A 26,408-nucleotide genomic window follows, 5' to 3' on the forward strand; every position below is an offset into this window, starting at 1 on the left:
CGGTTCACTTTTTCTGGCAAGTGGTTCAGAGCATCGGTTTGCCGCCGGTCACGCCATAGCGCTGGCCCGTGATGTAGCTGGCTTCATCAGACGCCAGCAGCACATAGATCGGCGCGACCTCCACCGGCTGGCCGGGGCGGCCGAGTGGCGTTTGCCCGCCAAAGTTCTGCACTTCCTCATCCGGCATGGTCGAGACGATCAGCGGCGTCCAGATCGGCCCCGGTGCCACGCAATTCACGCGGATTTCCCTCGGGCCGAGCATTTGCGCCAGACCACCGGTGAAATTGGCGATGGCGCCTTTGGTGGTGGCGTAGGCGAGCAGGGTGGGCTTGGGCATGTCCGAGTTGATCGAACTGGTGTTGATGATGGAGGAGCCGGGTCCCATGTGTTTGATGGCAGCCTGGCACAGACGGAAGATCGCGGTGATGTTGACGTCGAAGGTCATCACCCATTCGTCGTCGGGAATCTCCTCGAAGGTTTCGTGGGTCATCTGGAAAGCCGCGTTGTTGACCAGCACGTCGATGCGGCCGAAGCGCTCGACGGTTTGATCCACCAACGCCTGGCACTGGGATTTCTGCGCAATGTCACCGGGCAGCAACAGGCACTGGCGACCGGCCTGTTCGACCCAGCGCGCGGTTTCCTTGGCATCTTCATGTTCATTCAAATAGGCGACCGCCACATCGGCACCTTCGCGGGCGAAGGCAATGGCCACCGCACGGCCGATGCCGCTGTCGGCACCGGTGATCAGGGCGATCTTGCCGGCCAACCGGCCGGAGCCGGTGTAGCTTTGCTCGCCGCAATCGGGGTAGGGCTCCATCTTGCGCTGGGAGCCGGGAACCGGCTGCGCCTGTTTCGGGAACGGGGGTTTTGGATAGTCGGTCATCGTCAATCTCCGGGTCTCATGGCAGGTAGGCCGGTTGACCCGGCCCGTTTGCGCTGAGTTCGATCGGATTGACGCTCGGGTTTGCCCTGACTTGATTACCGGGACTTGAGGGCCCGTTCCATCCGCGCAATGCCTTCTTCCAGCATCGAACGCGGGCAACCGAAGTTCAGGCGCACGAACTGCTGGCTGTGGTCGCCAAAATCCAGGCCCGGGCTGAGGCCTACGCGTGCGTGGTCCAGGAAGAATTTCTGCGGGTCGTCCAGGTCCAGCGCCGAGCAGTCGAGCCAGGCCAGATACGTGCCTTGCGGCACATTGAGGGTCACGCCGGGCAAGCGATTGCGCACCGCGTCCACCAGCCAGTCACGGTTGGCTTGCAGATACTGCTTCAGCGCCTCTAGCCACGGACCGGCTTCGCTGTAGGCCACGCGCGTAGCTTCCATGCCCAGCGGGTTGACGCTGTCGACCATGCCGCAACGGGCGTGGTTGACGCGTTCGCGCAGGGCGGCGTCCTGGATGATCATGAACGAGGTCTTGAGGCCGGCGATGTTGTAGGCCTTGCTCGCCGACATCAGGGTGATGGTGCGGCGGGCGATTTCCGGGCTCAGGGACGCGGTCGGAATGTGGACGCGACCGTCGTAGCACAGCTCGGCGTGGATCTCGTCGGAGATGATCCAGGCGTCCTGCGCCACGCAGATGTCCGCTACCGCTTGCAGTTCTTCACGGCCGAAGACTTTGCCGATCGGGTTGTGCGGGTTGCTCAGCAGCAGGGCGCCGCCACCTTTGAGGGATTCACGCAGTGCGTCCAGCGGGGTGGCGTAGGTGCCGTCGGCCTGGGCGTTGAATTCCAGCTCGACCTTGTTCAGGCCCCAATGGCCAGGTGCATGGCGCAGCGGCGGGTAATTCGGAGTTTGCACCACAACGTTCTGCTGCGGTTGCACCAGCGCCTTGAGCGCCATGTTGAAACCCGACTCCACGCCCGGCAGGAAGATCAGCTCTTGCGGTTTGACCCGCCAGGCGAACTTGTTCCAGAGGTCGGCAACGATGGCCTCGCGCAGATTGTCCTGGGCCACGCTGTAGCCGACCAGCGGGTGCAGGAGGCGTTGTTGCAGCGCCTCGATGACCACCGGCGGCGCGGCGAAATCCATGTCAGCGACCCACATCGGCAACACGTCGGCCGGATAGCGGCTCCACTTGGTGCTGCCGGTGTCGTGGCGGTCGAATACCTGATCAAAATCGAAAGTCATGCGCGGTCTCTGAGGCGGAGATGGGTCGTGCCGGCGATGATAAACCCCCATCCCCTGTGGGCGCGAACTTGTGACCGATGAATGGCCGACGGTCGGTTTTCACACAAGCGGCGGGAGCTTTGTCTACAGTGAAAAAGTCGGCACTCGTCTGCCGCAACCGTGATTGTCCAGAACAAACCCGGCACCAGTACCGGGTTCCACCTGATCAGGAGTGCACGATGGATCTCAGCCGTCGTCAGTTCTTCAAGGTCGCCGGTATCGGCCTTGCAGGCTCTAGCCTGGGCGCGTTGGGCATGGCCCCGACGCAGGCCTTCGCCGAGCAGGTGCGCCACTTCAAGCTTGCCCACACCCATGAAACCCGCAACACCTGCCCGTATTGCTCGGTCGGTTGCGGCTTGATCATGTACAGCCAGGGCGATGCCGCGAAGAACGTTGCGCAAAACATCATCCATATCGAGGGCGACGCCGACCACCCGGTCAACCGCGGCACTTTGTGCCCGAAAGGCGCCGGTCTGCTGGACTTCATTCACAGCCCCGGCCGCTTGCAGTACCCGCAGGTGCGCAAGCCCGGCAGCAGCGAATGGACCCGGATCACCTGGGACGAAGCCCTCGACCGCGTCGCCGACCTGATGAAGGCCGACCGCGACGCCAATTTCGTCGAACAGAACGCCCAGGGCCAGACGGTCAATCGCTGGCTGACCACCGGTTTCCTCGCAGCGTCGGCAGCGTCCAACGAAGCGGGCTACATCACCCACAAGGTGGTTCGCAGTCTCGGCATGCTGGGGTTCGATAACCAGGCGCGTGTCTGACACGGCCCGACGGTGGCAAGTCTTGCCCCGACGTACGGCCGTGGAGCCATGACCAACACCTGGACCGATATCGCCAACGCGAATCTGATCCTGGTGATGGGTGGCAACGCAGCAGAAGCCCATCCTTGCGGCTTCAAATGGGTGACCGAAGCCAAGGCGCACAACGCCGCGCGGCTGATTGTGGTCGATCCGAGGTTTACCCGGACCGCGTCCGTAGCCGATTACTACGCGCCAATCCGCACCGGCAGCGACATCGCGTTCATGGGCGGGCTGATCAATTACCTGTTGACCGAGGACAAGATCCAGCACGAATACGTGCGCAACTACACCGACGTGTCGTTTATCGTCAAAGCCGGTTTCGGCTTCGAGGACGGACTGTTCACCGGTTACGACGCGGCCAAACGCAGTTACACCGACAAATCCACCTGGGGTTACGAACTGGGCGAGGACGGCTTCGTCAAAGTCGACCCGAGCCTGCAGGACCCGCGCTGCGTCTATCAACTGATGAAGCAGCATTACAGCCGCTACAACATCGACCTGGCGAGCCAGATCTGCGGCATGCCGGTCGATGCGATGAAAAAGATCTGGGAGGAAATTGCCACTTGCTCGGCACCGGGCAAGACCATGACCATTCTCTATGCGCTGGGCTGGACCCAGCACTCGATCGGCTCGCAGATAATACGCAGCGCAGCGATGGTGCAACTGTTGCTGGGCAACGTCGGCATGCCGGGCGGCGGGGTCAACGCCTTGCGCGGGCACTCGAACATTCAGGGCCTGACAGACCTTGGCCTGCTGTCCAACGCGCTGCCGGGTTACCTGACCCTGCCGACCGACGCCGAGCAGGATTACGCGGCCTACATCCATAAACGCACCCAGGTTCCGTTGCGGCCGGGGCAATTGTCCTACTGGCAGAACTACAGCAAGTTCCACGTCAGCCTGATGAAAGCCTGGTACGGCGCCAATGCCACTGCCGAAAACCAGTGGGCCTACAACTACTTGCCGAAACTCGACATCCCCAACTACGACATCCTCAAGGTGTTCGACCTGATGGGGCAGGGCAAGGTCAACGGCTACATGTGCCAGGGCTTCAACCCGATCGCCGCGTTGCCGGACAAGAACCGGGTGATGGCGGCACTGGCCAAACTGAAATGGCTGGTGGTAATGGACCCGCTGGCCACCGAAACCTCGCAGTTCTGGGAAAACGTCGGGCCGTACAACGATGTGAAGAGCGCCGACATCCAGACCGAAGTCATTCGCCTGCCGACCACCTGTTTTGCCGAAGAGGACGGTTCGCTGGTCAACAGCAGCCGCTGGCTGCAATGGCACTGGAAAGGCGCCGATGGCCCCGGCGAGGCGCGCACCGACGTGCACATCATGAGTGCGCTGTTCCTGCGCCTGCGTGAGCGTTATCAGGCCGAGGGCGGCAAATTCGCCGATCCGCTGTTGAAGCTGTCGTGGCCGTACAAGATTGCCGAAGAGCCCTCACCGGAAGAGATCGCCAAAGAGATCAACGGCTACGCCACCACCGATTTCACCGACGCCACCGGCGCGGCGATCAAGGGCAATGCGCAACTGGCCGGGTTCGCCCAGCTCAAGGATGACGGCAGCACCGCGTCCGGCTGCTGGATTTTCTGCGGCAGCTGGACCGAGGCTGGCAACCAGATGGCCCGTCGCGACAACAACGACCCTTACGGCATGCACCAGCATCAGGGCTGGGCATGGGCCTGGCCGGCCAACCGACGGATTCTGTACAACCGCGCTTCGGCGGACGTCACCGGCAAACCCTGGGATCCAAAAAAGCGCCTGGTCTGGTGGAACGGCAAGGCCTGGGGCGGCACCGATGTGCCGGACTACAAGGCCGACGTGCCGCCGGAAGCCGGGATGAACCCGTTCATCATGAACCCCGAAGGTGTGGCGCGGTTCTTCGCCGTCGACAAGATGAACGAAGGGCCATTCCCCGAGCACTACGAGCCGTTCGAAACGCCGATCGGCATCAACCCGCTGCATCCGGAAAACAAGAAAGCCACCAGCAACCCGGCGGCGCGGATTTTCGATTCGGTGTGGGACAGCCTCGGCGTGGCCAAGGATTACCCGTATGCAGCGACCAGTTACCGGCTGACCGAGCATTTCCACTTCTGGAGCAAGCACTGCAAGTTGAACGCGATCGCCCAGCCCGAGCAGTTCGTGGAAATCGGCGAAGTGCTGGCCAAGGAGAAGGGCATCGCTGCCGGCGACCGGGTGCGGGTCAGCAGCAAGCGCGGGTTCATTGAAGCGGTGGCGGTGGTGACCAAAAGGATCCGGCCGTTGCAGGTCAACAACCAGGTGGTGCACCAGATCGGCATTCCGCTGCACTGGGGTTTCACCGGCCTGACGCGCCACGGTTACCTGACCAACACCCTGGTGCCGTTCCTCGGCGATGGCAATACACAGACCCCGGAATCCAAGTCATTCCTGGTCAACGTGGAGAAACTCTGATGGAGAATCTTTAGATGGCCAGCCAAGACATCATTGCCCGCTCGGCCACCACGACCCCGGCGCCTTCGATACGCGGCCAGGAACAGGTGGCCAAGCTGATCGACACCACCAAATGCATCGGTTGCAAGGCCTGTCAGGTCGCGTGCTCGGAATGGAACGAGCTGCGCGACGAGGTCGGCCACAACCACGGCACCTACGACAATCCGCAGGACCTGAGCGCCGATTCATGGACGCTGATGCGCTTCACCGAGCACGAAACCGACGCCGGCAACCTCGAATGGCTGATCCGCAAGGACGGCTGCATGCACTGCGCCGAGCCCGGATGCCTGGCGGCGTGCCCCAGCCCCGGCGCGATCATCAAGCACGCCAACGGCATCGTCGATTTCGATCAGGACCACTGCATCGGCTGTGGTTATTGCATCACCGGGTGCCCGTTCAACATCCCGCGCATTTCGCAGAAAGATCACAAGGCCTACAAATGCACGCTGTGTTCGGACCGGGTGGCGGTGGGGCTGGAACCGGCCTGCGTAAAAACCTGCCCGACCGGGGCCATCGTGTTCGGCACCAAGGACGACATGAAAACCCACGCCGCCGAACGCATCGTCGACCTGAAAAACCGTGGTTTCGACAACGCCGGCCTGTATGACCCGGCAGGCGTTGGCGGTACCCACGTCATGTACGTGCTGCACCACGCCGACACCCCGAAAATCTACGCCGGCCTGCCGGACAACCCCGAGATCAGCCCGCTGGTGGGCTTGTGGAAAGGCATCAGCAAACCGCTGGGCCTGCTGGCCATGGGCGCGGCGGTGCTGGCCGGGTTCTTCCATTACGTGCGGATCGGCCCGAACCGGGTCGAGGAAGATGAACATCCCGAACCGCCCGACACCTCGGTGCACGTCGTCGACCCGGCGGTGCACACCTTCGACCCACGCGGGGAGGACCGGCCATGAGCAACAAGACGATCCTGCGCTACACCGCCAACCAGCGCACCAACCACTGGCTGGTGGCGATTCTGTTCTTCATGGCCGGGCTGTCGGGGCTGGCGTTGTTTCATCCGTCGATGTTCTGGCTGACCCACCTGTTCGGCGGCGGGCCGTGGACGCGGATCCTGCACCCGTTCATGGGCGTGCTGATGTTCGTGTTCTTCCTCGGTCTGGTGTTTCGCTTCTGGCGTTCCAACTTCTTCATCGACAACGACTGGAAATGGCTGCGGCGCATCAACCGGGTGCTGGTCAACGACGAGGAGACCGTGCCGGCGGTGGGCAAGTACAACGCCGGGCAGAAACTGCTGTTCTGGACTTTACTGCTGTGCATGCTCGGATTGTTGTTCACAGGACTGGTGATCTGGCGCGCGTATTTCAGTCATTACTTCGGCATCACCACGATTCGCTGGGCGATGTTGCTGCACGCTCTGGCGGGGGTTGTGCTGATCCTGAGCATCATCGTGCACATCTACGCCGGGATCTGGATCAAGGGCTCGGTGGACGCAATGATGCACGGCTGGGTCAGCCGCGCCTGGGCCAGGAAACACCATGCACTCTGGTATCGCGAGGTGGACAGCAAAGATCCGCCAGAGCGACCGATCACGAAAAAGGGCTGACAGTTGCCAACCATCCTCGAACCCGGAGAAATCGAAGCGGCGGCCAGTTCGCCGCCGTTTCTGCACCTGCCGCCGCACAACCTGTTCACGTTGCGGGCCCAGCGCCTTGAGCGCTTGGCCGAAGGTCATCCGCTGGCCGATTACCTGCATTTGATCGCCGGTTTGTGCCGTGTCCAGCAGCAAATCTTCGACGACCCGCCCTCGACCGTGCCGCTCGATGAACAGCGGCTGGAAGTCTGTCGGCAACACGGCATGCCGCCGTTCGCCGCCGACACCCTGATTCGCGAGGACACCTGGCAGCTTTATCTCGAAGCCTTGCTCAAGCGCTATGTCGCCCCCGAGCAACCGGCGGTGGTCGAGGCCGTTACCACACTGCGCATCGCCAGCCCCGGTCAGTTGCGCGCCTGGGCGGTGGCGCTGGTCAGCGGCCAGTATTCGCTGGTGCCGGCGGCGCTGGTGCCGTTTCTCGGGGCGGCGTTGCAAGCGGCGTGGAGTCATTGGCTGCTCAGCGCACAGAACCTGCAACTGACGCCCGGCGACAGCCTCAGTCAGTGCCCGGCCTGCGGCTCGCCGGCCATGGCCGGGGTGATCCGCCATCGCGGCAAGCACAACGGCCTGCGTTATCTGGTGTGTTCGCTGTGCGCCTGCGAATGGCATGTGGTGCGGGTCAAGTGCGTGTATTGCGAGCAGAGCAAAGGGCTTGAATACCTGAGCCTCGAAGATGACCGCCACGCTGCCAATCAGGCGCCGCTGCGCGCCGAAGTCTGTCCGGGCTGCAACAGCTATCTGAAGTTGCTGTATCTGGAAAACGACGGGGAGGGCGAGGCGCTGTCGGCGGATCTGGGCAGTCTGTTGCTCGACATGCGCTTGGCTCAGGACGGTTATCAGCGGCTGGCGCCGAATTTGTTGCTGGCGCCCGGCGACGAATAAGCCTCAGCGATGCGGCAATTCAACCCGTGCGCGTAAGCCGCCGCTGCGGCGATTGCGCAGACTCAGCTCGCCACCCTGTTCACGAATGATTCCTCGTGCCGCCGAGAGACCGAGCCCGACGCCACCGGTGTCACGGTTGCGCGAGGTCTCGAGTCGGAAGAAAGGATCGAAAACCCGCTCCAGCGCGTCCTCGGGAATCCCCGGCCCTTCGTCAATGACCTCGATGCGGATCGACGTGTCATCGCTGCTCAGCGCCACGCTGGGGCGCTGTCCGTATTTCACCGCGTTATCCAGCAGATTGACGATGACCCGTTTGATGCCCAGCGGCCGGCCGTCATACACCACATGCGCCGGAACGGTGAAACCGATGTCGATGTGCTGATCGCGGTAGTCATCGATGATGGTTTGCAGCAACTCCGACAGATCGAACGCGGTGGATTGCTCCAGATGGGTGTCTTCCCGGAAGAACGCAAGGGCGGCGTTGATCATCGATTGCATTTCCTGGATGTCGCGGATCAGTTTGCCCTGATGGTCGAGGTCTTCCATGAACTCGCTGCGCAGGCGCATCCGGGTCAGCGGGGCGCGCAAATCGTGGGAGATGGCGGCGAGCATGTGCGTGCGTTCGCCGATGAAATGCTGGATCTGCGCCTGCATCGTATTGAAGGCGACGATGGCCTGACGGATTTCATGGGGGCCTTCGAGGTAGATCGGTGGCGCTTTCAGGTCCCCGCCGAAACGCCGCGCGGCATGGGCAAAGCGCTGCAACGGCTGGGCCAGTTGGCGTGTGGCGAGCCAGGCGACCAGCAGGGTGGCGACCAGCCCCAGGGCAACGATCACGGCAATCCGCACGTTCAGACTCAAGCCCCAACTGCGCTCCGGCGGCGTGAAAGACAGCCAGCTGTCATCGGCCAGCCGCACCAGCGCCATGTAATGCGCGCGAGGGCTGCCGGCGGGCCAGTCATCGGGGTTGAACACATCGATCTGTCGGTTATCGCCAAGCAATTGCCGCAGCGCCGGCACTTTTCCGGCCTCAACCTGTTCGCCGTCCCCCGGCAGACCGAAGTCGACCCGACGGGGTTTCCACAGCACTTCAAGCATCGGGCTGCTGGCGGCACTGGCCAGTTGCGGGCGCAAGGTCGCCGGCGCCGCCTCGATCACTCGGGTGGTGGCGGCAATCTGTTCCAGCAGCCCGGTGCGCTCGATCGGCGGCCGGGCCCAGATCCCCGCGACCTGAACGAACAGCGCGTTGAGCAGTAGCGAAGCGAGCATGGCCGCGACGATTGTCAGGGCAATCCGCCGGCTGAGGGTGTCGCGCCGCAGCATCCGGCCGATCATGAGCGGCTGACCTTGGCAGTGAACATGTAACCACCGTTGCGCACGGTGCGGATCAGGTCCGGGCGTTTGCTGTCCGGTTCGATCTTGCGTCGCAGCCGACTGATCTGCACGTCGATGCTGCGGTCATAGGCGTCGTGGCCCTGGCCGTGGGTCAGGTCGATCAGTTGTTCGCGGGTCAGGATGCGTTGCGGGTGTTCAAGCAACACCAGCAGCAGGTCGAATTCGCCGGCGGACATCGGAATCATCACGCCTTCGGGCGAGCGCAGTTCGCGGCAGGTGATGTCCAGATGCCAACCGGCGAAGGCCATGACCGGGCGTGAAGGCTCGGCGCCGGACGGCGTGTGCTCACCGACCCGGCGTTGCAGCGCGCGTACCCGGGCCAGCAACTCCTGCGGGGCGAAGGGCTTGGTCAGGTAGTCGTCGGCGCCCAATTCCAGGCCGACGATCCGGTCGCTCAGCTCGGCCATGGCCGTGAGCATGATGATCGGGATGCCCATCTGCGCCCGGACTTTCTGGCACAGGCTCAGGCCACCCTCACCGGGGAGCATCAGGTCGAGGATGATCGTGTCCGGCCGTGCCTGCGCAATGGCCGCCCACATGGCCTCGCCATGGGCGGCGACATCGACCTGATAGCCGTGCTGAACGAAGAACTTCTTCAGCAAGGACAGAATTTCCCCGTCGTCATCGACGATCAGCAATCTGCTCACGTTTGCGCAATCCATGAACCCAAAAGAAGCGCATCTAAAACCATTTCGATGCGCCGGTCATATATTTCAATCCTGCAACATTCCTTCAGCGCGGACATCAGCCGGACATCGTCGGGCAAACATCCGCAGGCACTCTGCAGGCCTTCCAACCAAGGGGGCTCAACATGAAGGACATGAACAGCGGCTACATCACCCGGGACCATGGCGCCGTGCGCCCGTTGATCCTGACCCAGCGCACCACCGCACCGGGTCCCGACACGCCGATCCTGTTCCAGGAGACGTGCCTGGGGCTGGCCAACGATCAGAGTCAGTTGATCCTGCGCCGCTATTTCGAACGGTTCAGCCCGACCGAGGCCCATTGGGTCGAATACCTGCACACGATTCCTACCGCCGAATTCATCCAATGGATCATGACCCACGGCCAGTTGCGCATCGAGTGCTCCGACAACACCCCGCACAGCCACGTCCACGCCTGAAAAAGGAAACACCATCGATGACTAGCCATCGCTCACTGGCCGTGTTGTTTGCCGCCACCCTCAGCCTGTCGGCGTGCAGCAGCAAGAAGCTTCCGGCCGAGCCGCAGGCCGGGTTTCTGCGGGATTACAGCGTGCTCAAGGAAGGGCAGACCGCTTCGGGGCACAAGATTCTGAGCTGGGTCAGCCCGACACTGATGAGGGGGCGTTACACCCAGGTTTACCTGGCGCCGAGCCAGTTCTATCCCCGGCCCCAGCCGTCGCAGCGCATTCCCCAAAGTACCTTGTCGGGCGTGACCCACTACTACGACGCAGCCCTCAGGCTCGAGCTGGGCAAGGTGCTGCCGCTGGTTTCTAAACCCGGCCCGAACACACTGATCGTCAAACCGGCCATCACCCAGGTCGCCGCAAGTACTCAGGGCCTGCGCTTTTATGAATGGCTGCCGGTGACACTGGTCGCGGCCGGGGTGAGCAGCGCCACCGGCATTCGTGACCGGGACAGTGAGATCGCCACGGAAGTGTCCTTCGAGGACGGTTCGACCGGGGAGGTTGTGGCCGAGGTGGTGCGCAAGGGCAAGGGCGTGCCGCTGGAAAACGACAAACAGGTCATGACGCCCGATAACGTGAAAGCCGTGCTCGATGGCTGGGCGACGGACCTGAGTCAAACCTATGTGCCGGTTCAGCGGGCCGCGCTGCGCTAGAAGCAGGGTGGTCTAACATCATCAGGCGTATTTCGATTTCGGGAGTGCCTGATGTCCGTAAGTGTTGCCCTGCGATTACCGTCGATTGACAGCCTGTTGCGCCACCCCGCGTGCCAGCCATTGGCCGAGCGTTACGGGCGTGAGGCCCTGTTGACGGGGTTTCGCCAGTTACTGGATGACTTGCGCGAAGCCGTGGTGGCGGGGCAACTGACCGCCGTTGAAATCAGCCCTGAAGCGCTGGCCGGAAGGGTCGCCGAACGTCTGGCGCTGCAGCAGCGCAGCCAGGTCCGCCGGGTGTTCAACCTGACCGGCACCGTGCTGCACACCAACCTCGGCCGGGCCTTGTTGCCGGAAGAAGCCATCGACGCCGTGCAACTGGCGGCGCGCTATCCCTTGAATCTGGAATTCGACCTGGCCAGCGGCAAGCGCGGTGACCGCGACGATCTGATCGAAGGCCTGATCCGCGAGCTGACCGGCGCCGAAGCCGTCACGGTGGTCAACAACAATGCCGCCGCCGTGCTGCTGACGCTCAACAGCCTCGGCGCGCGCAAGGAAGGCATCATTTCCCGGGGCGAGCTGATCGAGATCGGCGGCGCGTTCCGCATCCCCGACATCATGAGCCGCGCCGGCGTGCGCCTGCACGAGGTCGGCACCACCAATCGCACCCATGCCCGCGACTACGAAGCGGCAATCAGCCCACGCAGCGGCCTGATCATGCGCGTGCACGCGAGCAACTACAGCATCGAAGGCTTCACCGCCCGGGTGCCGACTTCCGAACTGGCGGCATTGGCCCATCGGCATGACCTGCCGTTGCTGGAAGATCTTGGCAGCGGCAGCCTGCTGGACCTGACCCGCTGGGGCCTGCCGGCGGAACCGACGGTGCGTCAGGCGCTGCTCGATGGCGCCGACATCGTCACCTTCAGCGGCGACAAGTTGCTTGGCGGGCCGCAGGCGGGGGTGATCGTCGGGCGCAAGGACTTGATCGCGAAGATCAAGAAGAACCCGCTGAAACGCGCGTTGCGGGTCGACAAACTGACGCTGGCGGCACTGGAAGCGGTGCTCGGGCTCTATCGCGACCCGGATCGTCTGGCCGAGCGTTTGCCGAGCCTGCGCCTGTTGACCCGACCGCAAGCCGAGATTCTGGCCCAGGCCGAACGCCTGCGACCGACCTTGTCCGAACTGTTGGGCGAGGGCTGGATCGTCACGGCGGAGCCCGCGCTGGGCATGATCGGCAGCGGCAGCCAACCGGTGGCGCGCCTGCCAAGCGCAGCGCTGTGCCTGCGCCCGCAAGTATCGAAACGCCTGCGCGGCCGTTGCCTGTTGAATCTGGAAGCCGCATTGCGCGCCTTGCCGATCCCGGTGCTCGGGCGCATCGATGACGACGCGTTGTGGCTGGATCTGCGGCAACTCGATGATGAACCAGCGTGGCAGGCGCAACTCGGGCAGTTGCAAACGTGATCGTCGGCACGGCGGGGCACATCGACCACGGCAAGACGTCACTGCTCCAAGCGCTGACCGGGCAAACCGGTGACCGCCGCCCGCAGGAACGCGAGCGCGGGATGACCATCGACCTCGGTTATCTGTACGCCGAACTGGCGCCCGGCGCCGGGCTGACCGGCTTCATCGACGTGCCGGGGCACGAGAAATTCACCCACAACATGCTCGCCGGTGCGCAGGGCATCGATCTGGTGTTGCTGGTGGTGGCGGCGGATGACGGGGTGATGCCGCAGACCCGCGAGCATCTGGCGATTGTCGAGCTGCTGGGCATTCCACGGGCGCTGGTGGCGATCACCAAGTGTGATCGGGTCGAGGCGGGCAGGGTGGAAGAGGTTCGCCGACAGGTTGAAAGCCTGCTGGCACCCGGGCCCTATGCCGAAGCACCGTTGCTGACGGTTTCCAGCGTGACGGGCGAGGGCGTCGATGCGCTGCGCCAGACATTGCTGCAGATAGAAGGCGAGGAGCGCAGTCGCGAAGGCGGTTTTCGCCTGGCCATCGACCGGGCGTTCAGTGTCGCCGGCGCCGGGATCGTGGTGACGGGGACGGCGCTTTCGGGCTCGGTCGTCGTGGGTGACAAACTCAGCCTCGGCCCGGCGGACAAAACCGTGCGGGTCAGGGGCCTGCACGCGCAGAATCAGACCGCCGAACAAGCCTTCGCCGGCCAGCGCGTGGCGCTGAATATCAGCGCGGACCGCCTGGAACTCGGGCAGATCCATCGCGGCCAATGGTTGCTCGCCGAATGGCTGCACGCACCGACCCAGCGGCTGGATATCGAATTCCGGTTGTTGCCGGGCGAGCGGGTTTTCGAGCACTTCCAGCCGGTGCACCTGCATCTCGGCACTCAGGACGTGATCGCCCGGGTCGCCTTGCTGGAAGGCCCGAGCCTGGCACCCGGCGAGCGCATGTTTGCGCAACTGCTGACGAACGCTCCGGTGCATGGCGTCCACGGCGATCCGCTGATCCTGCGTGATGCCAGCGCCCAGCGAACGCTCGGCGGCGGGCGTGTGCTCGATCCCTTCGCCCCGGCCCGTCAGCGCCGCAGTCCGGAACGGCTGGCGCAACTGCGTGTGCTGGCGATCAGCTCCGAGCTGGAACAGGCGTTGCCGACGCTACTGGAATACAGCGCAAGCGGCCTCGATCCGCAGCGTCTGGAACGTCAGTTCAATCGTCCGCGTGACGGCTGGACGCTGCCGGACAACGTCCGCCTGATCGAAACCCGACAAGGCCCGGTGCTGTTCAATGCGCAGCGCTGGGGCATGCTCAAGTTCACCCTGCTGGAACAACTGGCGCGCTTTCATGAGCTGGAGCCCGATCAGATGGGCCCGGACCGCGACCGTCTGCGGCGTTTCAGCGGTTTGAGCCTCGAACGCGCTACCTTCATCAGCCTGCTGGAAGAATTGCTCGGCGCCGGCTCGCTGGTCGCCAGCGGCCCATGGCTGCATTTGCCCGACCACCAAGTGCGCCTGAGCGCCGACGACGAAACCCTGTGGCAGGCGTTGCAACCGTTGTTCGAACAGGCCGGTTTCGATCCACCGTGGGTACGCGACGTGGCGAAAGTCGTCGACCAGGAAGACGCGACCGTGCGTTTGCTGCTGCGCAAACTGGCGCGCCTTGGCGTGATGCATCAAGTGGTGCGTGACCTGTTTGTCACCGATATCACGCTGCGGCAAATGGCGGCGGTGCTGCTGCGCCTGGCCGAAGAAAATCCGCAGATCGAAGTCACGGCCTTCCGCGATGCGCTAGGCTTGGGACGCAAGCGCAGTATTCAGATCCTCGAATACTTCGATCGGCTGGGCCTGACCCGGCGCGTCGGCGAAGGCCGGCAAATCCGCTCCGACAGTGCGCTGGCCAACCCCGGCGCGGACTGAGTTCATGGAAGGCAATCGCGCCCGGTGGCGCGGCCGGGCTTCAAACCCGGTTGGGGACGGCATCCGTTCCCGGGCAGGTTCGACTCCGGCTGCCTTCCGCCAATTTCCCTCAAAAGCCCAACGGGTACTGGATCACCACGTAGATCCGGTCGATGTCATCGCCCGCTTGGGCGCTGTTGGCCCGGTGCGAAACGTGGGACAGCTGCACCGACAGATCCTTGGCCGCGCCGGACTGGACGATGTAGCGCAGATCGATGTCGCGTTCCCAGTGTTTGCCGCCGTCCCCTTGCTGCGGCTGATATTGCCCGCTGTCCGCGTCGAACGGGTTGTAGGCGCCGCCCTTGGGTGCGTGGGTGCCGTCGATGTGGCTGCCGGAAACATAGCGGGTCATGAAGTTCAGCCCGGGAATGCCGAAGGCGCCGAGATCCAGGTCGTAACGTGCTTGCCAGGAACGTTCGTTGGCGCCGTTGAAGTCGGCGTATTTGATCGAGTTGGCCAGGTAGATCGAGTCGCCGCCGACGAAATCGAACGGCGTGTCACCATTGATGCGTTGCCAGCCGAGCATGACCGCGTGGGCGCCGAAGGTGTATTTGCCCGAGAGGCTGAACGCGGTGTTGTCGATTTCTCCCGCCAGTGCCTGTCCGGTGTCGCGGGTGTGGTAGACGTTGGCGTCGAGCAGCACACCGGACCGTTTGAAATGCAGGTTGGCGTAGTACTGGCGCCAGGTGTCGCTCAGGTCGGACGCATACAGCGCGCCGCCCACCGGGCTGTCGCTGAACAGGTCGGTGCCGACAAAACTGATGCTTTCGCCCCGGGTGCTGGCGCCATAGCCCTGAAAATCGCCTCTGCCGGAAGAGCTGTCCTGATTCTTGAACGCCGTGAAACGCCCGGCGACAAGACGCGCGTTATCGATCTCGCGGCTGTCGAGCAGAAACCCCGTGGCGTATTCCGGTTGCAGGCGTTTGTCCGAAGTGTCGAATACCGGCGTTTCCACGGTCATTTCACCGAAGGCGAGGGTGGTTTTCGAGGCCTTGAGCTTCAGCGCACCACCCGCGCTGGAGTATTCGCTTTCGCTACGGCCATCACTGTCCACCGGCAACAGTCCCGTGCCGGAATGCCCTTTGCCGCCATCGAGTTTCAAACCATAAAAGGCATGAGCATCGAGGCCAAAGCCGATGGTTCCATCCGTGAAACCGGATGCGAAAGTGCCGATAAACCCTTGAGCCCATTCCTGTTTGTAGTTTTTCCCGGACGGAGAGGGCGAGCGATAGTCGTTGCTCAGGTAGAAGTTGCGGCTGAGCACTTCGGTTTTGGCGTCGTCGAGAAATCCGCTGGCAAATGCCGAGTCGGTCATTGCGCAATACAACAGTGCCAGGGCGAAACGCGGTTGCATGAAACCTTTCATGTGTCAGTGACCGGCCGTGATGGAAGTCGCCGGATACTGAAGCAAACAGTCGCGCCGCGATTGAGCGGATGTGCTGAGTCAGCGTCCTCAGGTCACCCGGCCTTTTCGCTGTCTGGAAGGATCGACAACAGCGACTCTTGATGTTTGCAGAAGACTGGCGAAGGCCGCCTTGTCGATCGGGCGACTCATGTAATAACCCTGAACTTCGTTGCATTGATCCTTGCCCAGGATGTCCAGTTGTTCCTCGGTTTCGACGCCTTCGGCGGTCACGGTCAGCCCCATCGCTTTACCCAGTCCGATGATGGCCTGTACCACCGCCCGATCATTGGCGCCGGTGCTAATGGACGCGATGAAGCGTTTGTCGATCTTGATGCCATCGAACGGGTATGCCCGCAGATAGCCAAGGGAGGAATAACCGGTGCCGAAGTCATCCATGTTCAGGCGCACCCCCAGTTCCTTGAGCGCGGTCATGGTGGTCAGCGCGCCGTCCGTGTCGTTGAGCATTACGTTCTCGGTGATTTCCAGCTCCAGCCGGCTGGCCGGGAAGCGAGTGCCGACCAGCACTTCGCGTACATCTTCGACCACATCGCTGATCGCAAACTGCGCAGGTGACAGGTTGACCGACAGGAGAATGTCCGCCGGCCAGGTCAGTGCCGTTTCACAAGCCTCACGCAGGACCCAGCGACCGAGGGGAACAATCAGGTCGGTCTGTTCGGCCAGCGGAATGAATAAATCCGGCCCGAGCAAGCCTTTGGCAGGATGCTGCCAGCGCACCAGTGCCTCGACCGAGACGATCTGCTTGCCATCGACTTTGTATCGGGGTTGATAGTGCAGCACGAACTCATTGTTCGTCAGGGCCCTTCGAAGGTCGTCCTCCATCTGCCGACGGGTCTGGATCTGATCGCTCATGTGCGCTTCGAAATAGCACCAGGTGTTCTTGCCTTCGGATTTGGCCTGGTACAGCGCAATGTCCGCGCAACGGATCAGCTCGCTGGCGATGTACCCGTGACGCCGGCTCAGGGCGATTCCGATGCTGGCGCCGATGTGCAACGGTTGCTGTTCGAAGAGGATGGGCTGATGCAGGCTGCCGATCAGGCGTGTGCAGAACCTGTCGATCTCCTGATGCGTGTCCATGCCGCAGAGCACAACGACGAACTCGTCACCGCCCAGACGGGCGACGATATCGTGGTCACGCGTGCATTCGCGCAGTCGGCCGGCAACCTCCTGCAAAACAGCATCGCCGGCGGGGTGGCCGAGCGAATCGTTGATCGGCTTGAAATTGTCTAGGTCAATCATCAACAGCGACACAGGCGGAGCGTGTTCCTTGAGCAGCAGAGCGTCGTCCAGATAGCGCGACAGTTTGTTGCGGTTGGGCAGTCCCGTCAGCGCGTCATGCAAGGACAGGTGCTGGATCTGCGCATGGGCGGCGACTTCATCGGTGATGTCGCTGGCCGTGCCGCGATAGCCGACGACTGCCGCTCTTTCCACGATGGGCCGGGCCGAGAGGCGGCAGTGGCGCTGTTGTTCCTTGCGGTCACGGTAGGTGCAGCGCAGGTCGCTGGCGTTGTTCTCCTCATCGAGTTTTTTCAGCCACAGATCCAGCGGCGTGGTGTCGCAGACCAGCAAGTGCCCGATGTGTTTCCCGATCCACTGGGCCTGCGGATAGCCGGTGACTGCACTGAACCGGGTCGACAGATAGGTGATGGACAACACTTCATCCACTTCCCAGATCCAGTCGGACGCGGCTTCGGCCACCGCCCGGAAGCGCTCTTCGCTGGCTTCCAGTGCGCGGTTGGACGCCAGCAGTGCCTGATTCGAGGCCTGCATCGCTTCAAAACTGTTGTCGACATAGCGCGAGGAACGCAATGCATGGCGAAAGAACCAGGCCGTCAGCGCCATCAACACAATCAAGGCGGAGCCGAGGGTGGGCAACAATGACCACAGCAGATGCAGGCCCGGTCGCTCCAGATCCGCAACGAGGCTGTATCCGGTGCTGTCCAGCGGGACGCGGGGCTGGCCCTGGTCGATGCTGTCGTCCGGTGCCAGCGACAGATTGTTCAGCCCGTACCCGCTGCCGATCTTGCGCAACTTGGTGGGTGTCAGTTTGTCGACGAATACCAGTACCGAAGTCTTTTGGGGATCGCCCACTGGGCGCTCATCGTTGGGAAGGATCGCCGCCGCGGTGACCAGCGCCGGCCAGCCTTCGAACAATGAATAACTACTGACGGGCTTGGTCAGGTCGGGCTGACTCTGCACTTGCTCAACCAGACTGTTCGCCGAAAGCTGAAGGAACTGGGGCATTTGCGCATCGAGCATTTGTCCGCGAACCACGGCATATTTGGTGCGTTCCCGATCAAGCACGAACAGACCGTCATAACCGTCGCTGGTAAACAGGGTCTTGCCCATGTTCTGCTCGGTATACGCCCAGTTCGTGTCGACCGTGCCGCTCAAACGTTCATACGCTGTCGTCCAGTAGGCGTAACTGGTGATGTAGTTCTTCGATGCCGTGATGCGGTTTTCCAGCGCTCGGCCGGAATAGAACCGCACGTCATTGACGTCATCCTCATCCAGTTGAGTGGCAATGCCGAGCAACGCAGTGGTCGCCGCCATCACGCCGGCAATAAACAGCGCGCCCACCGCAATGGCCAGGCGCCGGGTGACAGAGCCCTGCAGGGTGGGTAACGACGTCGCACGGCTGGAAATGTCCATTTGCTCGTCCTTGATCCGGTACTTCTTCAATCTAGAACATCTTCAGCTTCGAGATGTTCAGAAGTTCGCCAAAGGTGTCTGACCGCTCAGGCCCCGTTGCGCAAAAGCACAAGACTTCACGCTCAAAAGCCGGATAATGGCGGCCAATTTGTTTAGCCCGCTATTCTGGTAACCCGCATGGAAATCAAGGTCAATTTTCTCGACAACCTCCGACTTGAAGCCAAGTTCGATGACTTCACGGTGGTGGCCGACCAACCGATCCGTTACAAGGGCGATGGCTCTGCACCGGGTCCGTTCGACTATTTCCTGGCGTCGTCGGCCTTGTGCGCGGCTTACTTCGTAAAGTTGTACTGCAGCACCCGCAATATCCCGACCGAAAACATTCGTCTGTCGCAGAACAACATTGTCGATCCGGAAAACCGCTACAACCAGATCTTCAAGATCCAGGTCGAGCTGCCGGCGGACATTTCCGAGAAGGATCGCCAGGGCATCCTGCGCTCGATCGACCGTTGCACGGTGAAGAAGGTGGTACAGGCCGGGCCGGAGTTCGTGATCGAGGAAGTCGAGAACCTCGACGCCGATGCCCAGGCCTTGCTGATGCCGGCGTCCACGTCCGGCGCGGGCACCTGCATTGCCGGCAAGGACCTGCCGCTGGAACAGACCATCGCCAATATGTCGGGGATTCTGGCCGACCTGGGCATGAAGATTGAAATCGCTTCGTGGCGCAACATCGTGCCCAACGTCTGGTCGCTGCACATCCGCGATGCGCAGTCGCCGATGTGCTTCACCAACGGCAAGGGCGCGACCAAAGAGAGCGCGCTGGCCTCGGCGCTGGGCGAGTTCATCGAGCGGCTGAACTGCAACTTCTTCTACAACGATCAGTTCTGGGGCGAAGAGATCGCCAATGCCGAGTTCGTGCATTACCCGGACGAGCGCTGGTTCAAGCCTGGCGCCAAAGATGAGTTGCCTGCAGAAATCCTCGACGAATACTGCTTGGGCATCTACAACCGTGACGGCGAACTGCGCGGCTCGCACCTGTACGACACCAATTCCGGCAACACCCAGCGCGGCATCTGCTCGCTGCCGTTCGTACGTCAGTCGGACAACAAGGTGGTGTACTTCCCGTCCAACCTGATCGAAAACCTGTTTCTCAGCAACGGCATGAGCGCCGGCAACACCCTGGCGGAAGCCCAGGTGCAGTGCCTGTCGGAAATCTTCGAGCGGGCGGTCAAACGCGAAATCCTCGAAGGCGAAATGGCCCTGCCGGATGTGCCGCAAGAGGTGCTGGCGAAGTACCCGGGCATTCTCGCCGGGATCAAGGCGCTGGAAGAGCAGGGCTTCCCGGTGCTGGTCAAGGACGCGTCGCTGGGCGGTGAATTCCCGGTGATGTGCGTGACGCTGATGAACCCGCGCACCGGCGGCGTGTTCGCATCGTTCGGCGCGCACCCGAGCTTCGAAGTGGCGCTGGAACGCAGCCTCACCGAGTTGCTGCAGGGCCGCAGCTTTGAAGGCCTCAACGATCTGCCACAGCCGACCTTCTCGGGCCAGGCCGTGACCGAACCGAACAACTTCGTCGAGCACTTCATCGACTCCAGCGGTGTGGTGTCGTGGCGTTTCTTCAGCGCCAAGGCCGACTTCGAATTCGTCGAGTGGGATTTCTCCGGCAACGGCGAAAACTCCAACGCCGAAGAGGCCGCGACGCTGTTCGGCATCCTTGAAGACATGGGCAAGGAAGTCTACATGGCGGTCTACGAGCACATCGGCGCCAAGGCTTGCCGCATTCTGGTACCGGACTATTCGGAGATCTATCCGGTAGAAGACCTGATCTGGGACAACACCAACAAAGCGCTGCAATTCCGTGCCGACATCCTCAACCTGCACAACCTCAGCAAAGTCGGTCTGCGCAACCTGGTCAAAGGCCTGGAACACAGCGAGCTGGACGATTACACCGACATCACCACGCTGATCGGCATCGAGTTCGACGACAACACGCCATGGGGCAAGTTGACCATTCTCGAACTGCGCCTGCTGATCTATCTCGCCTTGCAGAAGTACGAGCAGGCCAAGGATCTGGTCGAAGCGTTCCTGCAATACAACGACAACACCGTCGAGCGTGGCTTGTTCTATCAAGCGGTCAACGTGGTGCTGGAAATGGAGCTGGACGAAGATCTGGAGCTGGAAGACTACGAAGCCAACTTCCGCCGCATGTTCGGCGACGAGCGCATGGATGCGGCGATCGGCTCGGTCAACGGCAGCGTGCGCTTCTACGGCCTGACGCCGACCAGCATGAAGCTGGAAGGGCTGGATCGCCATCTGCGCCTGATCGAGAGCTACAAGAAACTGCACGCAGCGCGGGCCAGCTTCACGGGTTGATTCGGTTGGCGGCACGCACAAAAAAAGCACCTTCGGGTGCTTTTTTTGTGGTCGACAAACTTTGGCGTCAGAGCGCAGCTTTCACCTGCAATCCAAACACCAATGCATTGTCGATGTCCTTCCCGGAAAACGCGCCCGGCTCGATGATGTACTGCATATTCGGGCGCAGCGTCAGCCATGGAGTGGCTTGGTAGCCGTAGCCGAGTTCGATCAATTGCTCGGCGCTGTCCAGGTTTGGAAACGCTGCGCCATTGTCCAGCGCCGCGTCTTGCTGCACATCACGGCTGCGCGGGTTCGGCACTGCGCGGCCGTAGCCAAGCGCTACGGTGTCACGCGGACGGCCCTCAAAAGGCTTGTACAGAACGAGGCCGGTGCCGTACCACTTGCTGAACGGCGAAGCTGCTTCGCTGGCCGCCGAATATTGGCCGAAGGCGTGCAGGCTGCGACCTTCAGAGGCGTCCGAGGCCCAGACGGCCTGGTCGATCAGGACGTAATGGCCGCCGCGTCCGGACACTTCCTTGTCACTGCCGATGCGTTTAACGTCGGAGCTGTCGTAGTAATACCCGAGCTTGTACTCGCCGGGCAGTTTGCCGGCCTGCTTGTAGACCAGCTCGATCGGCACCACGGTGCCGGTGGTGTGTTTCGGGCCCAGGTGCCAGGCGCGGCTGGAATTGCCGTTGCTTTCCGGGTCGACATTGAACGCGGCCACGCGCAGTTGCCAGGCAGGGGAGAGGTCGTATTTCACCCGTACACCGAGGTGGGCGTTGGGGTAGTTAGTCCAGCCGCTGCCACCGGACATGTTCAGCGGATGACCGCAGAAACCGGCGTTCATGAAGTTGCAGAGAATGCCGCTGTCCAGCCCGCCGAGGTCGTTGCCCATGGCCATGTAGCCAAGTTTGACGTTCAGCGCCGGGGTAAACAGGCTGCGCTCGTAGCTCAGCTCGGTCAGGCGCGTGTAGAGGCCGCCGTAGTTTTCCTGGATGGGCAGACGGTTGCCGACCAGATCTTCGGAGGCACTGTTGCCGCGACGGTCGTTGATGCTCAGCTGGATCTTGCCGGCGTTGTCGACGCCGTACAGTTTGCTCAGGTCGAACTGCGCGCCGAGCTTGATGTTCTGCGAATAGCGCGCCGAGCGATGCAGGCCGCCGTCGGCGTTGTAGGCGGTTTCGCCGGTGTAATCGCCGGTGAACTTGATGCCGTCTTTATCGAGCTGGTGGCGCAGGCCGCCCCAGTCGCCGGTCAGGGTGCTGCGGGTGAACACGTTCGAATCGGTATCGGCGAGGGCGGGCAGGGCAGCGCCGCAGGTGAGACCGAACAGCATGCCGGTGAATACGCCGGCGTGAGAAAAGCGAACAGCCAATGACATTGCTGAAATCCAGAGCGAAGGACATGAAACGACGCGGCACCCGAAGGTGCCGCGCACAAGTGAAGTGAAGGAGGGCGCTGCGGTTTACGGCAGGGCGTACGCCATCACGTAGTCGCCACGGTCGGTCGACTGGCGAGCGCCACCGGCGGTGATAACCACATATTGCTTGCCGGTTTTCGGCGACACATAGGTCATCGGGCCACCCTGGCTGCCGACCGGCAGACGCGCTTTCCAGATTTCTTCACCGTTGGCGCTGTTGAAGGCGCGCAGATAGAAGTCCTGGGTGCCGGCGATGAAGATCAGGCCGCCCTGGGTCGACAGCGTGCCGCCGAGGGTTGGCAGACCGATCTTGATCGGCAGGTGCATGCGGATGCCCAGGGGGCCTGTGTCTTCAACGGTGCCGACCGGAACTTGCCAGGCGACTTTCTGGGTTTTCATGTCGATGGCGGTCAGCGTACCGAACGGTGGGGCCTGGCACGGAATGCCGGCAACCGACAGGAAGCGGTTCTTGTTCACTGCGTAAGGCGTGCCTTTCAGCGGAACGGCGCCCATACCGGTGTTCAACGCTTCACCACCGGAGGTTGCCTGGCCTTTATTCTGCGACGGGATCATCTGAATCCACAGGCCCAGACGCATGTCGTTGACGAAGATGAAACCGTGCACCGGGTCAGTGGAAATGCTGCCCCAGTTCATGCCGCCCAGCGAACCCGGGAAACTCAGGGATTTGTCAGTGCCCGGCGCGGTGTACAAGCCGTCGTAACGCATCGACTTGAAATCGATCCGGCACAGCAACTGGTCGTACGGCGTGGCGCCCCACATGTCCGATTCGGTCAGGTGTTGAGCACCGATCTGCGGCATGCCGACCGATTTCGGCTGGGTTGGCGAGTAGGGTTCGTTCGGAATGTTGGCCGCCTTGACCGGTACTTCTTTAACGTCGGTCAACGGTTTGCCGGTGGCGCGGTCGAGCACGTAAATCTGCCCGGCCTTGGTGCCGATCACCACCGCCGGAACGGTTTTACCGTCCTTGGTGAAGTCGATCAGGCTTGGCTGCATCGGCAGGTCGAAGTCCCAGAGGTCGTTGTGTACGGTCTGGTAGACCCACTTTTCTTCGCCGCTGTTGGCGTCCAGCGCCAGGATCGAAGCGCCGTAGGTGTGGTCCAGTTTGCTGCGCTCGACACCATAGATGTCGGTGGACGAACTGCCCATCGGCAGGAAGATCGTGTTGGTCGCCGGGTCATAGGACATCGGCGCCCAGCTGTTCGGCGTGCTGCGCACGTAGGTGCTGCCGTCTGCCGGTGCGTTTTTATCCTGCGGGTTGCCCGGGTCGAATGCCCAGCGCATGGCGCCGGTCATCACGTCGAAACCACGGATCACGCCGCCCGGCATGTCGGTCTGCACGTTGTCGGCAACGCGACCGCCAACCACCACGGTGGTGCCGGCCATCAGCGGCGCGGAGGACAGTTGATAGTAGCTGTCCGGGACATCACCCAGACCGGCCTTCAGATCGACCTGGCCGTTGGTGCCGAAACCCTGGCAGAACTCGCCGGTGTCGGCATCGACTGCGATCAGGCGGGCGTCGATGGTGTTGGTCAGCAGACGGCGCGTGCAGTTGGCGGCGGGTGCGACCGGGGTCTCGGTAACCGGCGAACTGGCCGGTTTGGCGACGGCGGCGCTGGCGTCGAAATAGGCCATGCCACGGCAACGCTGCCAGACTTTGGATTGAGCATTGATCGCGTTTTTCCAGATTTCTTTACCGGTGTCGGCATCGAGTGCGATCAGGTTGTTGTGCGGGGTGCAGATGAAGACTTTGTTGCCGATCTGCAGCGGAGTCAGCTGGTCTTCGGCGCCGTTGCCGTCGCTCTCGGCGATGTCGCCGGTGTGGTAGGTCCACGCGACTTTCAACTTGTCGACGTTGCTGCGATTGATCTGGTCCAGCGCGGCGAAGCGGCTGCCACCCTCGGTATTACCGTAGTGCGCCCAGTCTTTCTGCGCTTTTTCCGGCTCGACCGGCGTCAGGCCCGGGCCGGTGCCAGTAGGGGCAACGGTCGGGTGTGCGACGAACATGTTGCCGGCAGCTACCGCGAGTCCAACCGCCAGAACAGCGGCAACGCCGTAAGCTCCACGACCCGCAACGTCGCCATTGGCGCGTTTAAGCAGCGGATAAACCAGCGCGACCACCAGGCCCACGGCACTGAACATGAACAAACGCGAGAACACCGGCCAGAACACCAGCCCTGCGTCGATCACTGCCCAGATCGCCGTCCCCAGCAGAAACGCCGCGAACAGCCAGGCGCCGGCAGGCTTGCGACGTGCGATCAGCAGACCGGAAATGGCCATCGCCAGACCACCCACCAGGAAGTACCAGGAGCCTCCCAGGCTGACCAATTTCACACCGCCAGCGGCCAGTGCCAGGCCGAGCAGGGCGATGATCACGCCCAGCCCGACCAGAATGAATGTTGATATGCCCGAGAGGCGTTGACTCTGCTTCACGTTGAATGTCCCGTTGAAATGAGGAGGGCATTATATAGTTAGGTAACTACCTAGTTAAATCACTAAATCAGAATGAAAGGGGTTTTGGCGCTCAATGGTGCGACGGATCGACGCTGGCCTTGTCTTCGCGGCACCTCAGGTGCTATTGGAACAGTGGAAAAGTCTTCTATTTGCCAGCAGATATGGAATTTATGACAGGTTGATCACGGCCTGGTGGTTCCCGCCAGACAGGATCTGCGGGAACAGTATTGGCTGCGGCCGAGATGAAAGCTTAGCTAACCATCAGCTCATCCAGTGCCCGCTCGAGGGTGCTGACCGTCCGCTCGATGTTGTGCAGCTTTTCGAGTCCGAACAGACCGATACGAAAGGTCTGGAAGTCGGCCGGTTCATCGCATTGCAGCGGCACCCCAGCGGCGATCTGCAGGCCGTGGCTGGCAAATTTCTTACCGTTTTTGATATCGGCATCATCGGTGTAGCTCACCACGACGCCTGGCGCCTGAAAGCCGGCTGCGGCCACGCTTTTAAAGCCTTTGCCGGCCAACATGGCGCGCACCCGGTCACCCAGAACCTGCTGGTCGTCGCGGACCTTGTCGAAACCGTAGACCTGCGTCTCTTTCATTACGTCGTTGAACCGCGCGAGGGAATCGCTGGGCATGGTCGCGTGGTAGGCATGTCCGCCCTGTTCGTAGGCCTGCATGATCTGCAGCCACTTTTTCAGGTCGCAGGCGAAGCTGCTGCTTTGCGTTTGCTCGATGCGTTCGAGGGCCAGAGCACTGAACATCACCAGAGCGCAGCAAGGGGAGGCGCTCCAGCCTTTTTGCGGTGCGCTGATCAGCAGGTCGACGGCGCATTTGTGCATATCAACCCAAAGCGTGCCGGAAGCGATGCAGTCCAGCACGAACAGCCCACCCACCGCATGCACGGCGTCGCCGACGGCCCGCAGGTACTCGTCGGGCAGGATAATCCCTGATGAGGTTTCAACGTGGGGGGCGAAGACAATCTGCGGCCTCGAAGCCGCAATGGCTGCCAGCACTTCGTCCAGAGGTGGCGGGGCGTAGGCAGCCTGGCGACCCGTTTCGACCGGTCGGGCTTTCAGCACCGTCGTGGCTGCCGGGATGTTGCCGGTGTCAAGGATCTGGCTCCAGCGATAACTGAACCAGCCGTTGCGTATCACCAGACATTGCTGGCCGGTGGCGAACTGGCGTGCCACCGCTTCCATGCCGAATGTGCCGCTGCCCGGAACCACCGCAACGGCCTCGGCGTTGTAGACCTGTTTCAGGGTCTGGGAAATGTTCTTCATCACGGCCTGAAACGACTGCGACATGTGGTTCAGCGAGCGGTCGGTGTAAACCACTGAGTACTCGATAAGCCCTTCAGGATCGATTCCGGGATATAGCTTTGACATGGGGTGGCTCCTTATGTGATTCCCTGGCAGTCGAAAGGTCTGGCGAACATCATTGGGAAGCAAGTCTAGGCAAAGGGCAGGGATGAGCTGATCGAATTGCAGAAATGAGGATAGAGTGGTCATCAATGCCTCAATCGT

18 protein-coding genes and 1 tRNA gene are annotated in these 26,408 nt (G+C 62.1%); 10 read left to right on the forward strand and 9 right to left on the reverse strand.

The annotated features are described in order from the left end of the window. Nucleotides 1–25 precede the first annotated feature (25 nt). Together GQX66_RS23305 and GQX66_RS23310 are read right to left on the reverse strand one after the other, a co-directional pair. Nucleotides 26–883 (reverse strand): glucose 1-dehydrogenase, encoded by an 858-nt coding sequence (locus tag GQX66_RS23305; protein WP_240871733.1) that lies wholly within the window; start codon nucleotides 881–883, stop codon nucleotides 26–28. A 95-nt stretch (nucleotides 884–978) separates the two neighbouring features. Continuing rightward, entirely contained in the window at nucleotides 979–2,127 is a 1,149-nt protein-coding gene (locus GQX66_RS23310; RefSeq protein ID WP_240871737.1) for a PatB family C-S lyase, read from the reverse strand. 218 nt (nucleotides 2,128–2,345) lie between these two features. On the opposite strand from GQX66_RS23310, the gene fdnG reads away from it, so the two are divergent. From fdnG to fdhE, 4 genes are read left to right on the forward strand one after another with little or no spacing between them, the layout of a single operon-like run. Then, nucleotides 2,346–5,411, forward strand: coding sequence for a formate dehydrogenase-N subunit alpha (fdnG, locus tag GQX66_RS23315; RefSeq protein WP_240871740.1), 3,066 nt, complete (start codon nucleotides 2,346–2,348; stop codon nucleotides 5,409–5,411). A gap of 14 nt (nucleotides 5,412–5,425) precedes the next feature. Beyond that, nucleotides 5,426–6,361 carry a formate dehydrogenase subunit beta gene (fdxH, locus tag GQX66_RS23320; protein ID WP_240871745.1) on the forward strand — a complete coding sequence of 312 codons (936 nt, stop codon included), beginning with the start codon at nucleotides 5,426–5,428 and terminating at the stop codon, nucleotides 6,359–6,361. Next, the gene (locus GQX66_RS23325) at nucleotides 6,358–7,011 is read left to right on the forward strand and encodes a formate dehydrogenase subunit gamma (protein ID WP_240871750.1); all 654 of its coding nucleotides are present in this window, start codon (nucleotides 6,358–6,360) and stop codon (nucleotides 7,009–7,011) included. Before fdxH ends, GQX66_RS23325 begins: the two co-directional genes overlap by 4 nt. Nucleotides 7,012–7,014: 3 nt before the next feature. Then, entirely contained in the window at nucleotides 7,015–7,941 is a 927-nt protein-coding gene (fdhE, locus tag GQX66_RS23330) for a formate dehydrogenase accessory protein FdhE (RefSeq protein ID WP_240871756.1), read from the forward strand. 3 nt (nucleotides 7,942–7,944) lie between these two features. On the opposite strand, the gene GQX66_RS23335 is transcribed toward fdhE, so the two are convergent. Both GQX66_RS23335 and GQX66_RS23340 read right to left on the reverse strand, forming a co-directional pair. Continuing rightward, on the reverse strand, nucleotides 7,945–9,276 hold the full coding sequence (locus GQX66_RS23335) for an ATP-binding protein (protein ID WP_240871758.1): 1,332 nt from the start codon (nucleotides 9,274–9,276) through the stop codon (nucleotides 7,945–7,947). Further along, complete coding sequence (locus tag GQX66_RS23340; RefSeq protein WP_085745701.1) at nucleotides 9,273–9,998, reverse strand: response regulator; 726 nt, start codon at nucleotides 9,996–9,998, stop codon at nucleotides 9,273–9,275. Before GQX66_RS23340 ends, GQX66_RS23335 begins: the two co-directional genes overlap by 4 nt. 149 nt (nucleotides 9,999–10,147) lie before the next feature. Here GQX66_RS23340 and GQX66_RS23345 point away from each other — a divergent pair, with 149 nt between their 5' ends. The 5 genes from GQX66_RS23345 to GQX66_RS23365 all read left to right on the forward strand — a co-directional run bounded on the left by GQX66_RS23345 (nucleotide 10,148) and on the right by GQX66_RS23365 (nucleotide 14,624). Further along, on the forward strand, nucleotides 10,148–10,459 hold the full coding sequence (locus tag GQX66_RS23345) for a hypothetical protein (protein WP_011334117.1): 312 nt from the start codon (nucleotides 10,148–10,150) through the stop codon (nucleotides 10,457–10,459). A 17-nt stretch (nucleotides 10,460–10,476) separates the two neighbouring features. Further along, nucleotides 10,477–11,157, forward strand: a complete 681-nt coding sequence (locus GQX66_RS23350; RefSeq protein ID WP_102686170.1) for a DUF3313 domain-containing protein — start codon at nucleotides 10,477–10,479, stop codon at nucleotides 11,155–11,157. Between the two features lie 51 nt (nucleotides 11,158–11,208). Then, a complete protein-coding gene (gene selA / locus GQX66_RS23355) occupies nucleotides 11,209–12,615 on the forward strand; it encodes an L-seryl-tRNA(Sec) selenium transferase (RefSeq protein WP_240871761.1) in 1,407 nt (468 codons plus the stop codon). After that, a complete protein-coding gene (selB, locus tag GQX66_RS23360) occupies nucleotides 12,612–14,522 on the forward strand; it encodes a selenocysteine-specific translation elongation factor (RefSeq protein ID WP_240871906.1) in 1,911 nt (636 codons plus the stop codon). The genes selA and selB overlap by 4 nt, the downstream gene beginning before the upstream one ends. Nucleotides 14,523–14,528: 6 nt before the next feature. Further along, nucleotides 14,529–14,624 (forward strand) — tRNA-Sec (locus GQX66_RS23365). Between the two features lie 7 nt (nucleotides 14,625–14,631). Here GQX66_RS23365 and GQX66_RS23370 read toward each other — a convergent pair. Beyond that, nucleotides 14,632–15,915 carry an OprD family porin gene (locus GQX66_RS23370; RefSeq protein ID WP_236188541.1) on the reverse strand — a complete coding sequence of 428 codons (1,284 nt, stop codon included), beginning with the start codon at nucleotides 15,913–15,915 and terminating at the stop codon, nucleotides 14,632–14,634. A gap of 99 nt (nucleotides 15,916–16,014) precedes the next feature. Then, nucleotides 16,015–18,636 carry an EAL domain-containing protein gene (locus tag GQX66_RS23375; protein ID WP_240871764.1) on the reverse strand — a complete coding sequence of 874 codons (2,622 nt, stop codon included), beginning with the start codon at nucleotides 18,634–18,636 and terminating at the stop codon, nucleotides 16,015–16,017. A 177-nt stretch (nucleotides 18,637–18,813) separates the two neighbouring features. Between GQX66_RS23375 and GQX66_RS23380 the strand changes: the two genes are divergently transcribed. After that, nucleotides 18,814–21,009, forward strand: coding sequence for an OsmC domain/YcaO domain-containing protein (locus GQX66_RS23380; protein WP_240871766.1), 2,196 nt, complete (start codon nucleotides 18,814–18,816; stop codon nucleotides 21,007–21,009). Between the two features lie 67 nt (nucleotides 21,010–21,076). Here GQX66_RS23380 and GQX66_RS23385 read toward each other — a convergent pair whose 3' ends face one another. From GQX66_RS23385 to GQX66_RS23395, 3 genes are all read right to left on the reverse strand, one after another. Next, nucleotides 21,077–22,375, reverse strand: a complete 1,299-nt coding sequence (locus tag GQX66_RS23385) for a carbohydrate porin (protein WP_240871767.1) — start codon at nucleotides 22,373–22,375, stop codon at nucleotides 21,077–21,079. Between the two features lie 84 nt (nucleotides 22,376–22,459). Next, nucleotides 22,460–24,865, reverse strand: a complete 2,406-nt coding sequence (locus GQX66_RS23390; RefSeq protein WP_240871768.1) for a glucose/quinate/shikimate family membrane-bound PQQ-dependent dehydrogenase — start codon at nucleotides 24,863–24,865, stop codon at nucleotides 22,460–22,462. Nucleotides 24,866–25,136: 271 nt separating this feature from the next. Beyond that, nucleotides 25,137–26,270, reverse strand: coding sequence for an aminotransferase class V-fold PLP-dependent enzyme (locus GQX66_RS23395; protein WP_085745690.1), 1,134 nt, complete (start codon nucleotides 26,268–26,270; stop codon nucleotides 25,137–25,139). Between the last annotated feature and the right edge of the window lie 138 nt (nucleotides 26,271–26,408).

The organism is Pseudomonas sp. B707 (assembly GCF_022496685.1).
Classification (GTDB): Bacteria; Pseudomonadota; Gammaproteobacteria; order Pseudomonadales; family Pseudomonadaceae; genus Aquipseudomonas; species Aquipseudomonas paraglycinae.